This is a genomic window from Streptomyces niveiscabiei (assembly GCF_001419795.1).
Lineage (GTDB): Bacteria > Actinomycetota > Actinomycetes > Streptomycetales > Streptomycetaceae > Streptomyces > Streptomyces niveiscabiei.
Genome location: NZ_LIRL01000684.1, coordinates 1 through 12,215 on the forward strand (window position 1 = coordinate 1; position 12,215 = coordinate 12,215).

At 73.1% G+C, this 12,215-nt stretch carries 15 protein-coding genes; 4 read left to right on the top strand and 11 right to left on the bottom strand.

Features of this window, described 5'->3' with window-relative positions:
- From AOK24_RS30465 to AOK24_RS30515, 11 genes are all read right to left on the bottom strand, one after another.
- On the bottom strand, nucleotides 1–406 hold a 406-nt coding region (locus AOK24_RS30465), incomplete at its 3' end, for an SDR family NAD(P)-dependent oxidoreductase (RefSeq protein WP_159052036.1).
- Nucleotides 403–1,458, bottom strand: a complete 1,056-nt coding sequence (locus AOK24_RS30470; protein ID WP_055723262.1) for an LLM class flavin-dependent oxidoreductase — start codon at nucleotides 1,456–1,458, stop codon at nucleotides 403–405. The genes AOK24_RS30465 and AOK24_RS30470, both read right to left, overlap by 4 nt.
- The gene (locus AOK24_RS30475) at nucleotides 1,455–1,973 is read right to left on the bottom strand and encodes a flavin reductase family protein (protein ID WP_055723263.1); all 519 of its coding nucleotides are present in this window, start codon (nucleotides 1,971–1,973) and stop codon (nucleotides 1,455–1,457) included. Before AOK24_RS30475 ends, AOK24_RS30470 begins: the two co-directional genes overlap by 4 nt.
- Before the next feature lie 20 nt (nucleotides 1,974–1,993).
- Nucleotides 1,994–3,049, bottom strand: a complete 1,056-nt coding sequence (locus AOK24_RS30480) for a phosphotransferase family protein (RefSeq protein WP_055723264.1) — start codon at nucleotides 3,047–3,049, stop codon at nucleotides 1,994–1,996.
- 4 nt (nucleotides 3,050–3,053) lie between these two features.
- On the bottom strand, nucleotides 3,054–4,301 hold the full coding sequence (locus AOK24_RS30485; RefSeq protein WP_055723265.1) for a ketosynthase chain-length factor: 1,248 nt from the start codon (nucleotides 4,299–4,301) through the stop codon (nucleotides 3,054–3,056).
- The gene (locus tag AOK24_RS30490; protein ID WP_055723266.1) at nucleotides 4,298–5,563 is read right to left on the bottom strand and encodes a beta-ketoacyl-[acyl-carrier-protein] synthase family protein; all 1,266 of its coding nucleotides are present in this window, start codon (nucleotides 5,561–5,563) and stop codon (nucleotides 4,298–4,300) included. The genes AOK24_RS30485 and AOK24_RS30490 overlap by 4 nt, the downstream gene beginning before the upstream one ends.
- A 60-nt stretch (nucleotides 5,564–5,623) precedes the next feature.
- A complete protein-coding gene (locus tag AOK24_RS30495; RefSeq protein ID WP_240001344.1) occupies nucleotides 5,624–6,463 on the bottom strand; it encodes an NAD(P)H-binding protein in 840 nt (279 codons plus the stop codon).
- A gap of 2 nt (nucleotides 6,464–6,465) precedes the next feature.
- On the bottom strand, nucleotides 6,466–7,545 hold the full coding sequence (locus AOK24_RS30500) for an LLM class flavin-dependent oxidoreductase (protein WP_055723267.1): 1,080 nt from the start codon (nucleotides 7,543–7,545) through the stop codon (nucleotides 6,466–6,468).
- A gap of 23 nt (nucleotides 7,546–7,568) precedes the next feature.
- A complete protein-coding gene (locus tag AOK24_RS30505) occupies nucleotides 7,569–7,874 on the bottom strand; it encodes an antibiotic biosynthesis monooxygenase family protein (protein WP_055723268.1) in 306 nt (101 codons plus the stop codon).
- Between the two features lie 23 nt (nucleotides 7,875–7,897).
- Complete coding sequence (locus AOK24_RS46540; RefSeq protein WP_079057074.1) at nucleotides 7,898–9,139, bottom strand: nuclear transport factor 2 family protein; 1,242 nt, start codon at nucleotides 9,137–9,139, stop codon at nucleotides 7,898–7,900.
- Nucleotides 9,129–9,446 (bottom strand): antibiotic biosynthesis monooxygenase family protein, encoded by a 318-nt coding sequence (locus AOK24_RS30515; protein ID WP_055723269.1) that lies wholly within the window; start codon nucleotides 9,444–9,446, stop codon nucleotides 9,129–9,131. The genes AOK24_RS46540 and AOK24_RS30515 overlap by 11 nt, the downstream gene beginning before the upstream one ends.
- A 227-nt stretch (nucleotides 9,447–9,673) precedes the next feature.
- On the opposite strand from AOK24_RS30515, the gene AOK24_RS30520 reads away from it, so the two are divergent.
- The 4 genes from AOK24_RS30520 to AOK24_RS30535 form a co-directional block, all read left to right on the top strand.
- On the top strand, nucleotides 9,674–9,988 hold the full coding sequence (locus tag AOK24_RS30520) for an antibiotic biosynthesis monooxygenase family protein (protein WP_055723270.1): 315 nt from the start codon (nucleotides 9,674–9,676) through the stop codon (nucleotides 9,986–9,988).
- On the top strand, nucleotides 9,985–10,887 hold the full coding sequence (locus AOK24_RS30525) for an MBL fold metallo-hydrolase (RefSeq protein ID WP_055723271.1): 903 nt from the start codon (nucleotides 9,985–9,987) through the stop codon (nucleotides 10,885–10,887). The genes AOK24_RS30520 and AOK24_RS30525 overlap by 4 nt, the downstream gene beginning before the upstream one ends.
- Before the next feature lie 58 nt (nucleotides 10,888–10,945).
- Complete coding sequence (locus AOK24_RS30530) at nucleotides 10,946–11,953, top strand: LLM class flavin-dependent oxidoreductase (RefSeq protein ID WP_055723272.1); 1,008 nt, start codon at nucleotides 10,946–10,948, stop codon at nucleotides 11,951–11,953.
- 12 nt (nucleotides 11,954–11,965) lie between these two features.
- Nucleotides 11,966–12,215: alcohol dehydrogenase catalytic domain-containing protein (locus AOK24_RS30535; RefSeq protein ID WP_420876707.1), on the top strand; the 250-nt coding region annotated here is incomplete at its 3' end.

A 12,215-nucleotide genomic window follows, 5' to 3' on the forward strand; every position in this document is an offset into this window, starting at 1 on the left:
CGTTGGCGACGACGATGTCGATGCCGCCGAGCTGGGTGTCGGCGTACGCCATGAGCGTGTCGACGGAGGTGCGGTCCTGGACGTCGACCGGGTGGAAGAAGTACTTGCCCGGTCCGAGGGACAACTCCCACTCCGCGTGGTCGGCGCCGCGGGCCGCCGCGACGACGTCGCAGCCCTCACGGAGGAACGCCTGGGTGATGGCCCTGCCGAGCCCTTTGGTGCCGCCGGTGATCACGGCCCTGCGGCCGGCCAGCCTCATGCTGGTCATGCCGTCCTCCCCTTCATCGAGTTCGTCGTGTCCGAATCCGTGTCCGTAGTGAGGTGCGGGCTCGTTCATGAGGCCGCGGTGGACCAGGCCCTGGACGAGGCCCCAGCGGGCGAGGTCGCGTACGCCGAGGGCTCTCATGAGAAGCGGGGCAGGACGTGTTCGGCGAAGAGTTCGAGGGTGCGGACGGACTCCTCGAACGGCATGTTCCCGGAGACGATCTGGAGGCTGATGGTGGCCTCGCCGTACAGCTCGCGGATCAGGTCGACGCGGTCGGCGACCTCCTGCGGGTCCCCCACGAGGACCTTGTTGTCCCGCAGCTGCTTGCCGAAGTCGCTGCTGTTGACGCGGGCGACGATGCGCTCGTACCCGGCGTAGTCGGCGCTGCGGGTGTGCGTCCAGGAGGCGACGGCGGCGGCCATGACCTGGTGGTTGCGTTCGGAGTAGAGCTGTCCGAGGCGGTGGGCCTTGTCGCGGTCCTCGGCGAGGTAGCAGTTGTAGCTGAAGTGGACGTCCTCGTCGGTCGTGGCCAGGCCGGCCCCGGTGCGGGTGTCGCGGTAGCTGGCGAGCATCTCCTGGAGTTTTTCCCGCTTGTTGATGGAAGGGACCATCATCACGCCGTACCCGTCCCGGCCGGCGGCCTCGCCGGACTCGGGGGTGATGGCGGTGGCGACGAGGACCCGGGGGTGCGGGGACTGGAAGGGGCGGGGCAGCAGGGTGAGCGGGCCGAAGGAGTGGAAGCGGCCCTCGAAGGTGGTCTCCTCCTCGGTCCACAACTGCCGGCAGGCCCGGACGCCCTCGGTGAAGCGGGCCCGGCTCTCGTCCATGGGGATCTCGTACGCCGCGAACTCCTCCGGCAGGAAGCCCCGGCCGAAGCCGACGTCGAGGCGGCCGTGGGAGAGGTGGTCCAGCATGGCGAGCTTGCCGGCGAGTTTGACGGGGTGGCTGAACGCGGGCAGGACGGCGCCGGTGATGAGGCGGACGCGTTCGGTGCGGGCGGCGGCAGCGGCGAGGAAGGTGACCGGGTCGGGGCTGTAGCCGCCGTACGCGGAGAAGTAGTGCTCGACGGTCTTCACATGGTGGTAGCCGAGGTGTTCGGCGCGCTCGGCGAGGGCGAGGGCCTCCTCGAAGAAGCGGGCGCCGGTCTTGTCGTCGGGGCCGACGGTGGGGAAGAGATTGATGCCGAATTTCACGACGCGGTCCTCTCGGGAAGGAGTTTCAGGTAGGAGCGGCGGTGGTAGAGGAGGGCGCCCCGGTCGTGGGCCTCGCCGCCGAGGACGCGGCCGAGGAGGATCCAGTGGTCCCCGGCCTCGATGCGGGACTCGGTGGCGCACTCCAGGTGGGCGACGGAGTCGGCGTGCAGGACGGGCGCGTGCGCGGCCCGCGCGGAGGGGCGGTGTGTGACGCCCGCGAACTTGTCGCCGGCCTTCGAGGCGAACTGCCGGGAGACGTGTTCGGCCTCCTCGGCGAGGAAGTTGACGACGAATCCGGCCGAGTGCAGCAGCGCGGGCAGGGTGCGGGAGGACTTGTCGACGCAGACCAGCAGCAGCGGCGGATCCATCGACACGGCGCTGACGGCGGTGCTGGTGAGCCCCTTGGGGGTGCCCCGGTCGTCGGTGGTGGTGATGACGGCGACCGGCGCGGGCAGGGAGGCGAAGGCGTCCCTGAAGACGGTGGTGTCCGTGGGGTCCGTGGTGCGGGCGGGCATGGTGCCCTCCTTCGGTTCGGTCAACGGGCCGGGGCGTGCCGTGCGAGCACCCGCTCCAGCAGCCGGGTCGCGTTGCGGTGCAGCGGGATGCCGCCGCCGAGCAGTCCGGTCACCCGGGCGGTGATCAGGCACAGCCGCAGCGCCGCGAACACCTCGTGGTAGTCCAGGTGCCGCAGCCGGGTGCCGGTGAGCCGCTCGTAGCGGCGTACGGTCGCCTCGCGGTCCGGCAGCCCGGGCAGCCGGGGTACGCCGATGCCCTCGCTGAGGTGCCGGTCGAGGTGCAGGAACCAGGCGACGTCGCTCTCGGCCGGGCCGAGGTCGGCCAGGTCCCAATCGAGGACGGCGGTCGGTTCGAGTCCCCGGAAGAGGAGGTTGCCGAGCCGGGCGTCCCCCCACAGCAGCCGGACGGGTCCGTCCTCGGGCGGCAGGTGGGCCCGCAGCCAGGTCAGGGCGCGGCGCGCGGCGGGCGGTTCGTGCGGGGCGTAGAAGGTGAAGTGCCGTTCGTAGTGGTCGAGTTGGCGGGTGAGGTAGGGGCGCGGGTCGCCGCCGGTGAGGAAGCCGGCGCCGAGCCGGCCGGGGTCGAGGGCGTGCAGGTCGGCCAGGACGCCGAGCCCGGCGTCCCAGAGGGCGGCGCGTGCGGCCGGGGCGAGGTCGGCGACCCAGCCGGAGCGGTGGTAGGACGGCACGTCGGCGGGGACGTCGCCGTACGCCCGCTCCATGATCATGAAGGGGGCGCCGAGGACGGAGGGGTCCTCCTCGTGCCACAGGACGCGCGGTACGGGCAGGCCGGTGCGGTCGGCGAGGAGGCGCTGGAGGCGTACCTGGGCGGCGAACCGGCTGTCGGGGTGCACCCGGTGGCGGGTGGGCGCGATCCGCAGGACGACCGGGCGGGTGCCCGGCGGGTCCTCCTGGGCCAGGTCGAGTGTCAGGGTCTCGTTGGTGAATCCGGCGCCGGCCGGGGTGTCCAGGCCGGACACGGTGAGGCCGGTGGCGTCGGGCAGCCGGGCGGCGAACCAGTGCGTCAGCCGCCGTACGGTGTCCGGGGTGTCGCGGTGCAGGGTGACCGGCTCGGGCATCGCCTCAGTCCTCCGCCGAGCGCAGCACCATCGCCGCGTTGAAGCCGCCGTAGCCGCGGGCCAGGACGAGCGCGGTGCGCAGGCGGGCGCGGCGCGGCTCGGCGACGACCAGGTCGAGCTGGTAGGGGGCGGGGACGTCGGCGGTGTGCACGGTCGGGGGGATCACGTCTTCGCGCAGGGCCATGAACGCCCAGGCGAGGTCGAGGGCGCCGCCGCCCGCGTACAGGCGGCCCGTCATGGTCTTGGGGGCGGTGACCGGGACGCCGTAGGGGCCGAAGAGCGCGCGCAGGGCCTCGGCCTCCGCGCGGTCGAGGTCGGGGACGCCGGCCGCGTCGGCGAAGACGACGTCCACGTCGGCGGTGGTCAGGCCCGCGTCCTTGAGGGCGTTCTCGGCGGCCCGGCGCAGGCCCGGTTCGCCGCCGGTGCCGGGGCGGGGGTCGAAGGTGGCCGCGTATCCGGCGACCGTGCCGTACGGCCGCGCGCCGCGGGCCCTGGCGGCGTCGGCGTCCTCCAGGATCAGCAGGGCGCCGCCCTCGCCGGGGACGTAGCCGCAGGCGTCCCGGTCGAAGGGGAGGTAGGCGCGCCGGGGGTCGCTGCGTCCGGAGATCCGGCGGGTGGCGAGCTGGCCCGTCCAGCCCCAGGGGCACAGGGAGCCGTCGACGCCGCCGGAGACCAGGAGGGTGACGCCGGAGCGCAGCTGGCGGCGGGCCTGGGCGACGGCGTCGACGCCGCCGGCCTGTTCGGAGACGACCACGCCGCTGGGTCCGCGCAGGCCGTGCCGGATGGAGATCTGGCCGGTGTTGACGGCGTAGAACCAGGCGAACGACTGGTAGGCGCTGACGTGGGAGCCGCCGTCGCGCCACAGGGCGGCCAGCTCGCGCTGCCCGAACTCGAAGCCGCCCGCGGAGCTGGCGGTGATCACGCCGGCCGCGTAGTCGGGCAGCGCGGCGGGGTCGACGCCGCTGTCGGCGAGGGCCTCCTCGGCGGCGACCAGGGCGAGCCGCGTCATGTGGTCGGTCTGCGGCAGCAGCCGGCTCGGGATGCGCTCGCCCGCGTCGAAGTCCGGGACCTCTCCGGCGAGTCGAGCGGGGTAGGCGCCCGGGTCGAACCGCCGGACGGGGGCGATCCCGCAGACGCCGTCGAGGCTGGCCCGCCACCAGCTGTCCCGGCCGAGGCCGTTGGGGGCGGTGATGCCGAGGCCGGTGACGACGGCGGTGGCGGACCGGGTGCCGGCGAGGGTCGTCGTGCTCACGTTGCCTCCTTCGGGCGGGCCAGCACCATGGCGCTCTGGAAGCCCCCGAACCCGCTGCCCACCGTGAGGACGGTGTCGATGCGGCGTTCGCGGGCGGTGAGCGGGGTGTAGTCGAGGTCGCACTCGGGGTCGGGTTCGTGGAGGTTGGCCGTCGGGGGGACGAGGCCGTTCTCGATGGCGAGGACGGACGCGGCGATCTCCAGGGAGCCGATGGCGCCCAGCGAGTGGCCGATCATCGACTTGATGGAGCTGACCGGGGTCGCGTGGGCGTGCGCGCCGAGGGCGCGTTTGAAGGCGGCGGTCTCGTGGCGGTCGTTCTGCTTGGTGCCGGAGCCGTGCGCGTTGATGTAGTCGACGGCGGTCGGGTCGGTGCGCGCCTCGTCGAGGGCGAGCCGGATCGCTTCGGCCATCTCCTTGCCGTCGGGGCGCAGCCCGGTCATGTGGTAGGCGTTGCAGCGGGAGGCGAAGCCGGTGATCTCGGCGTGGATGTGCGCGCCGCGCGCCAGGGCGTGGTCCAGGGACTCGATGACGAAGAAGGCGCAGCCTTCGCCGAGGACGAAGCCGTTGCGGCTGCGGTCGAAGGGGCGGGAGGCGTGTTCGGGGTCGTCGTTGCGGGGCGAGGTCGCCTTGATCGCGTCGAAGCAGGCCACGGTGATGGGCGAGATCGGCGCCTCGGTGGAGCCGGCGACCATGACGTCGGCGGCGCCCTCGCGGATCAGGGAGACGGCGTGCCCGACGGAGTCCAGGCCGGAGGTGCAGCCGGTGGAGACGACGGTGACCGGGCCCTGCGCGCCGACGTCCCAGGCGACCTCGGCGGAGATGGAGCTGGGGACCATGTAGTCGTAGAGGTGGGGGACGGCGTAGGTGTGGTCGACGGCCCATCGTTCGCCGCCGTCGCTGACGACCCGGTACTCGGTGTCGAGGCTCATGGTGCAGCCGACGGCCGTGCCGACGGTCACGCCGGTGCGGTGCGGGTCGAGCCGGTCGCTCTCCAGTCCGCTCCCGGCGACCGCTTCGCGCGCGGCGACCAGCGCGAACTGGGCGGCGCGGTCCATGCGCCGGGTCTCCTGGGGGGTGAGTCCGTGGGCGTCGGGGTCGAAGTCGCACTCGGCGGCGATCCGGGAGCGGAACGCGGAGGCGTCGAAGAGGGAGATGGTGCGGGTGGCGGTGCGTCCTTCGGAGATGAGCTGCCAGAAGGACTTGGTGCCGATGCCCTGCGGGGCCACGACCCCGATGCCGGTGATCACCGCGCGGCGGCTCATCCGGCGCTCCTGAGTTGTGTCACGTGCATGTCGCATCCTTCGTACGGTGTCGAAGAGAGGTCAGCGGAAGTCGGCCGCGTGGTCGGCGGCCCACTCCGCGAAGGTCCGTGCGGGTCGACCGGTGACGCGGAGCACGGTGTCCTCGACGGGGGCGGGACGTCCCACCCCGGCGGCGAGGTAGGCCAGGACCGTGTCCGCGAAGTCCGCCGGCATGGCGGCGCGCAGCTCCTCGCGCGCGCTCTCGGCCGGCACGTCCTCGTAGCGCACCGTCCGTCCCACGGCCGCCGCGAGGATCTCGGCCTGCCGGCGCCGGGTGAGGGACTCGGGCCCGGTGACGACGTACCCCTTCCCGGTGTGCGCGGGGTCGGTGAGGGCCTCGACGGCGACCGCGGCGACGTCGGCCTCGTGGACGGGTGCCGACGCGGAGTCGCCGTAGGGTGCGCGGACCACCCCCGTGCGCAGGTGCCGGGACCAGGCCAGGGTCCCGGTGGCCAGGGTCCCGGCGCGGACGAAGGTCCACGGCACTCCGCACGCGGCGACCGTCTCCTCGACGCGGGCGTGGTGCGCGGCGATGGGCCCGCCGGGCGGGTCCCCGGCGACGACGGCCGCCGAGGACAGCACGGTGATCCCCCCGACCCCGGCGGCGACGGCCGCCGAGGTGAACGCCTCGATGCCCCGGGGTTCGCAGTACAGGAAGACGCGGTCGGCCCCCTCCAGCGCGGGCGCGAAGGTGTCCGGGTCGGCGAGGTCGAGGGGCAGCACCTCGGTGCCGTCCGGCAGGCCCTTGACGGCGGCCGGGGTGCGGCTGCCCGCCCGCACCCGGACGCCGTGTGCCGTCAGGGCGTGGGCGACGTGCCGCGCGAGGGTGCCGCCCGCCCCGGTGACCAGGACGCGCATCATCCTCACCGGCCGGCCGTGAACGCGGGCGCGACGTGCTCGGCGAAGAGCCGGAGGCCGCGCTCGACGGTGGCGCGGGGGACGTGCCCGGAGTGGACGGACAGGCCGACGGAGAGGGAGTCGCCGTACCAGTCGGCGATCTCGGCGAGCTGGGCGCGGACGTCGTCGGGGGTGCCGGCGAGGATCTTGTTCTGTTTGACGCGCTCGTCGAAGGCGGCGCCGCCCCCGAGCGCGGCGGCGGCCATCTTCTCGTAGCCGGGGTACTGGTCGCTCCTGACGGTGGCCCAGGCGCTGACGGCGGCGGCCATCTTCTCGCTCATCCGGCGTTCCACATGCTCGCCGAGGCGGTAGGCGGCCTCCCGGTCCTCGTCGAGGAAGCAGGGGAAGCTGAGGTCGATGCGCTCGGTGCCGGGGGCGTACCCGGCGTCGGCGCGGGCGCCCCGGTAGACGGCCAGGGCCTCCTGGACCTGCTCGCGGGTGGCGACGGAGGCGATGAGCTGGAGGTGGTGGCCCTGCTCGCCCGCGGTGCGGCAGGAGTCGAGGCTGCCGGTGCTGGCGACGAAGACCGGCGGGTGGGGCTGCTGGGCGGGCTTGGGGAGCATGGTGAGCGGGCCGAACGTGTGGAACGAGCCCTCCCACCTCAGGTCGTCCTCGGTCCACAGCCGTACGCACGCCTCGACGCCTTCCTCGAAGCGGGCCCGGCTCTCGTCGAGGGGGATGCCGAACGCGGCGAACTCGTCGGGCAGGAAGGCCCGTCCGAAGCCGACGTCGAGCCGGCCGCCGGAGATGGCGTCGAGCATGGCGAGCTGGCCGGCGAGCTTGACGGGGTGGGTGAAGGCGGGGATGACGGCGCCGGTGGCGACGCGCAGCCGGCGGGTGCGGGCGGCGACCGCCGCGAGGAAGGTGATGGGGTCGGGGCTGTAGCCGCCGTAGTCGAAGAAGTAGTGCTCGACCAGTTTGACCTGGTGGTAGCCGAGTTCCTCGGCGAGCTGCGCGAGATACAGGCCGTCGTCGTAGTACTGGGTGGCGCTGGGCTCGCCGTCCGCTCCGCCGACGGTCGGGAAGAATACGATGCCGAATTTCATGGGGATGCTGCCTTCCCGGCGGTTCAGGCCGCCGACGCGTCGAATTCCAGCTGGAGCTCGTACAGGGCGGGGCTGACCTCGGTGATGGCGAGGATCTCGGGGTAGAAGGCGGTGTGGGCGTCCATCTTCATGAACTCCCGGTAGTGCTCGACGCTCTCCCAGCGGGCCACGTTGAGGTAGCGGCTGGGGTCGTCCTGGTCGCGGACGAAGGTGTGGTCGATATAGCCGGGGTGGTCGAGCGCCAGGTCGGACACCTGGTCGAAGAGGGCCTCGAACCGCTCGGCGGTGGTGCCGGGGCGCAGCGTGAACCGGTTGATCATGACGATCATGGGGGGCTCCGGGTGGGGTGGGGTCAGCGGACGTTGTCGTGGGAGACCAGGCGGTGGCGGACCTTGAGGCCCTCGGGGGTGCGGACGAGGACGTCGTCGACGGCGGTGCTCAGGTAGAGCTGGGGCGAGCCGTTCTCGACGGTGGAGTAGATGGCCGCGTAGTAGCGGGTGGTGACGGTGTCGGCGTCGCATGCCACGAGGTCGACCATGCCGAGCCAGTGCCGGCGCTGGAGGCCCTCGCCGGCGATGCGGTCGAGGCCGGTGCGCATCCGGGCGCGGATCTGCTCGCGGCCGATCCAGGGCTCGGGGCGGGCGTTCTGCACGAACTCGCCGTCCTCGGTGAAGGTGTCGGCCCAGGCTTCGGCCGCGCCGGAGTCGAGGAGGTGGGCCTGGCGGGCGTAGAACCGCACGACCTCGGTGTAGAGGAGCGGGTCGGTGACGGTGGCGGCCTGGCCGGTGAGCTGCTGGACGGTCATGGTGGCCTCCTTCTGGAGCCGGATGCGGGTGGTGGTCCTGCGGGTGGCGGCGGTGGCGGTGTCGCCGGGGGTGAGGACGGTGCGGCGGCGGGCGGTGAGGCGGACTCCGGCCGCGGTGGGGGTGAGGTCGAGGACCGAGACGTCGACGGTGTGCGCGGGGTCGCCGGTGAAGTGCCGTTCGGCGATCCGGCGGCCGGGGACGCCGACCCGCACGGTCGTGGCGTCCGGCGCGGCGGCCCTCAGGCGCTCGTACAACTCCTCTGCGTTCAGGGGGAGTTCGGTGGTGCTCTCGGCGGTGGCCGTGAGGGGGCCGGTGGCGTGGTCGTGTTCGGCGGCGTCGCGCAGGAGGCCGAGTTCGAGGTCGCTGTTGCGGTCGATGAGGGCGTCGACGGCGGGCCGGTCGTTCTCGTCGAGGAGCTGGTAGGCGTGGGTGAGGACGATCCGGGTGCGGTCCGTGCCGAGGGGTTCGAGGTGCCAGGTGCCGCTCATCGCGGCGAGCGGCGCGGGGGACTTCTCCTGGCGGAACGTCATCGTGCGGCGCGGCGCGTCCAGGGCGACCCGGGACACCCAGGTGCGGGTCTGTCCGGCGGGGCCCTCGGGTGCGCGCCAGACCTGGATGCGCAGGTCGTCGCCGTCGGTACCGAGCGGTTCGATGTGGACGGTGCCGGGGAAGAAGCGGGGCCACTGGGCGAAGTCGCTCAGGATGCCGAAGACGGTGCCGGCCGGGGCGCGGACGGTGATGTCGTGTTCGGCGCGGTGGACCGGGGGCGCCTGGGTGTCAGCCGGCACGGTGCGCCGTCCGCGTGGAGTGCTTGACCGACAGGACGGTGGTGCTGGTGTCGCCGATGTGCTGTGCGGCGCCGCCGAGTTCGCCGATCACGTCCTGGAACCCGGGCCGGGCGGCCATCCGCCGTACCGCCTCGTCGTTCTCCCAGTAGCTGACGGAGACCTGGGTCAGCGGGTCGTCGAGCGCGGTCACGAGCTGGTGGCGCAGATATCCGGGCTGGGCGCGGAAGAATTCCGCGGTCTTGGCGAAGACGTCCCGGAATCCGGCGGATTCTGCTTCCGTCCGGAACTCGCTGAGCAGTACGACCATTTTCTGACCTCCCGGGAAAGGGGAATCGAATCGAATACGCCGAAACTTTATGGTCGGCGGCCTCGGTGATCACTCGGAAGCCGCTCGGAGGTTCCCGGGAATGATTTTCGGTAATTCCTCCGAGCGGCTTCCGAGTGTGCGCCGACCATGCACCGAGGGGCGGGATTCCATGCTTTTTCCAGCGCATCGCTTTTCCCGGCGCAGACCGCTACTTGGGGACGGATTCCATGACCGCCATCTTCGCGAACACGCTCACGCTCAAGGACCCGCAGGACGCGGGGGCCGCCAAGGACCTGGAGGAGACCATCACCGAGGCCGGCGCGTTCATGCGGCGCCAGCCGGGCTTCCGCCGCTTCCGCCTGGTCCGCTCGGTGAAGAGCCCGGAGAGTTACCTGATCTACGCCGAGTGGGACGACGTCGAGGTGCTGGAGACCGCGATCGCCCAGCCCGAGGTGCGGACGCGGGCGGCGCACGTCCGTGGCCTGACGCACGGCGCGCCGAAGATCTACGAGGTCGTCTCCGAGGCGGACCTGACCACGTGACCGGGCGGGTGACGGAGGTCGCCGACCGGGTGTTCGCCTTCGTGCAGCCCGACGGCGGCTGGTGCCTGAGCAACGCGGGGATCGTCGTGGGCGCCGAGCGGGCCTGTGTCGTCGACACGGCCGCCACCGAGAGCAGGGCCCGCGCCCTGTACGCCGCCGTCGAACGGGTCAGCGCCCGGCCGCCGGGGTTCCTGGTGAACACCCATCACCACGGTGACCACACCTTCGGCAACTCCCTGTTCCCGCCCGGCACGACGGTCGTCTCCCACGACCTGGCGCGCACGGAGATGGCCGAGAAGGCGCTCTCCCTGTGCCGGGTGTGGCCGGACGTCGACTGGGGCCGCCTCGAACTGCGCCTGCCCGACCTCACGTTCTCCGACCGGCTCACCCTGCACCTGGGCGAGGAGCGGGCCGAGCTGCTGTACGTCGGTCCGGCGCACTCGACCAACGACGTCGCCGTGTGGCTGCCGGAGCGCGGGTGCCTGTTCGCCGGGGACGTCCTGATGTCCGGCTGCACCCCTTTCTGCCTGATGGGGTCGCTGGAAGGCAGCCTGCGGGCGGTCGCCCGGCTGCGGGCGCTCGGCGCGCGGACCGTCGTCTGCGGTCACGGGCCGGTGTGCGGCCCCGAGGTCTTCGACGCGACCGAGCGCTACCTGCTGTGGGTGCGCCGGCTGGCGAAGGAGGGCGTGGCGGCCGGCGTCGACCCGCTGACCGCCGCCCGCGAGACCCCCCTCGGCGAGTACGCGGACCTCGTCGACCCGGAGCGGCTGGTCGCCAACCTGCACCGGGCGTACGCGGAGGAGCGCGGCGCGCGGCCCGGCGAGCACATCCCGTCCGGGCCGGTGTTCCGGGAGATGACCGCCTTCAACGGCGGCCGTCCCCTGCGCTGCCTGGCCTGAGCACGACACACGACGACACCGCACACGACGACACGCCACACGACGAGAGGAGCACACCGTGAAACTGTCGGTGGTCGAGCAGGCCCCGGTGGTGGAGGGACTCACCCCGGCCGACTCGCTGCGGCACAGCATCGAACTGGCCCGCCTCGCGGACCGCCTGGGCTACGAACGCTTCTGGGTCGCCGAGCACCACGCCGAGATCTTCACCGCGGTCCCCGCCCCGGAGATCCTCGTCGCCCGGATCGCGGCGGAGACCTCCGGCATCCGCGTCGGCTCCGGCGGGGTGCTGCTGTCCCTGTACAGCCCGCTGAAGGTCGCCGAGGTGTTCCGCACCCTGCACGCCCTGTACCCGGGCCGCATCGACCTCGGGATCGGCCGCGCCAACCGGGTCAGGCCGCCGGTGTTCGCCGCGCTGCGCGACGACGGCGCCTCCAGGGAGCCGTCGCCGGACGACCTGTGGCGGCGCCTGGCGGAGCTGCGCGGCTACCTGGCCCCGGACGGCGAGCGCCCGTTCCCGGTCTCCCCCGAGCTGCCGGGCGGCCCCGACCTGTGGCTGCTGGGGGCGAGCGTGTCCAGCGCGCAGGCGGCGGCCCGGCTCGGCCTGCCGTACGCGTACGCGCACTTCATCGCGCCCGCCGCCACCCGGGAGGCGCTGGACGTCTACCGGAGCGCGTTCGTGCCGGGCCCGGACGCCGCCGCGCCCCGGCCGATCCTGTCGGTGGTGGTGTGCTGCGCGGAGACCGACGCGGAGGCGGAGCGCGTGTACGCCACGCACCGGCTCTTCCACCGCCGGATGTCGCAGGGCGACGTACGGCCCCTGCCGCCGGCGGACCTCGCCGTCGCCGAGATGGACCGGCCCGGACCCGATCCGCTGGCCGAGGAGTCCTTCGAGTGGCCGCGCTACGTCGTCGGCTCCCCCGACCGCGTCCGTGACCAGCTCACCAAGATGGCCGACGCCACCGGCGCCGAGGAGCTGGGCGTCGTGTCGATGATCCACGACCAGGGCGACCGGCTGCGCTCGTACCGGCTGCTCGCCGAGGCGTTCGACCTGACGCCCCGGACCTGAAGGAGGAACCCCGTGCGTGTCATCCGCTACCACTCCTACGGCGGCCCCGAGGTGCTGTCCGTCGAGGAGGCCGAGATCCCGGAGCCGGGCCCGGCCGAGGTGCTCATCGAGGCCGAGGCGATCGGCGTGAACTTCGTCGAGACCCAGCGCCGCCGGGGCACCGCCCCCTTCCCCACCCCGCTGCCCAACGCCCCGCACGGCGACGTCGTCGGCACGGTCGTGGCGGCCGGCGCCGAGGTGACGTCCGTGCGGGGCGTTGGGC